Below are 1,245 nucleotides of genomic sequence, written 5' to 3'. Positions count from 1 at the left end.
GACCGCCGGCTGTGGCAAGGCCCCGCTGGCGAGCGGCACCTACACGATCCAGAGCGGCGGCCAGAACCGCACCTACATCCTGAGCGTGCCGAGCAACTACGACCGCAACCGCCCGTACCGCCTGATCTTCGGTCTGCACTGGCTGAACGGCAGCGCCAACGACGTCGCCACCGGCGGCTCCGACGGAGCGACCTGGGCGTTCTACGGACAGAAGCAACTGTCCAACAACAGCACCATCTTCGTGGCGCCCCAGGGCATCAACGCCGGCTGGGCCAACAGCAACGGCCAGGACCTGACGTTCATCGACGCCGTGACCCAGGTGGTGCAGAACGGTCTGTGTGTCGACACGTCGCTGGTGTTCGCGATGGGCTGGAGCTACGGCGGCGCCATGAGTTACGCCCTCGCCTGCGCCCGACCGGCGGTCTTCCGCGCCGTGGTCGTCCTCTCCGGCGCGCAACTGAGCGGGTGCAACGGCGGGACGCAGCCTGTCGCGTACTTCGGCATCCACGGCACCCGCGACAGCGTCCTGAACATCTCCAACGGGCGCACGCTGCGCGACACGTTCGTACGCAACAACGGATGCACCTCCCAGAGCCCGCGCGAGCCGGGCCAGAACAGCCTGACCCACATCACCACCCTGTACTCGGGCTGCCGGGCCGGATACCCGGTCCAATGGGCCGCGTTCGACGGCGACCACGTCCCCAACCCCGTGGACGGGTCAACGTCCGCCAGCGGCACCCGGACCTGGGTCTCCGGTGAGGCCTGGACCTTCATCAGCCAGTTCACGAGCACCACCCCGCCAACGTCGGCCCCGCCGACCTCCACGCGGCCGACCTCGGCCGCCCCGAGCTCCGCACCGCCCACCTCGGCCGCGCCGACCTCCGCGCCGCCGACCTCCGCACCACCGACCTCGACCGCGCCCACCTCCGCACCGCCGACCTCGTCGGGGCCCGGTGGGGCCTGCGCCGCGAGCTACCGCACCGTCAACTCGTGGCCCGGCGGGTTCCAGGGTGAGGTCACCGTGAGGGCCGGCAGCTCCGCGATCAACGGTTGGACCGTGGGATGGACCCTCGGTAGCGGCCAGACCATCACCCAGGTGTGGAACGGCACGCTCACCACGAGTGGCTCGAACGTCTCGATCCGCAACGTCTCGTACAACGGCTCAGTGCCGGCGTCCGGGTCGACCACGTTCGGCTTCCTGGGCAGCGGTTCACCGTCGACCCCGTCGCCGACCTGCACCAGCCC

At 70.2% G+C, this 1,245-nt stretch carries 2 protein-coding genes and 1 pseudogene; all 3 read left to right on the top strand.

What is annotated here, in order from left to right:
• Nucleotides 1-85: 85 nt before the first annotated feature.
• Nucleotides 86-385, top strand: a pseudogene (locus tag ABD211_RS34020) (cellulose binding domain-containing protein); the annotation flags it as partial.
• 377 nt (nt 386-762) lie between these two features.
• On the top strand, nt 763-1,014 hold the full coding sequence (locus ABD211_RS34015; RefSeq protein ID WP_425560591.1) for a pentapeptide repeat-containing protein: 252 nt from the start codon (nt 763-765) through the stop codon (nt 1,012-1,014).
• Nucleotides 1,015-1,021: 7 nt separating this feature from the next.
• Nucleotides 1,022-1,245 (top strand): cellulose binding domain-containing protein (locus tag ABD211_RS34010; RefSeq protein ID WP_425560589.1); only part of this gene is annotated, 224 nt, incomplete at its 3' end.

The sequence above is a fragment of the Luedemannella flava genome, assembly GCF_039528515.1.
Lineage (GTDB): Bacteria > Actinomycetota > Actinomycetes > Mycobacteriales > Micromonosporaceae > Luedemannella > Luedemannella flava.
Note: the sequence above shows the minus strand (reverse complement) of the source record. Positions and strands in the feature narration are given on the sequence as shown.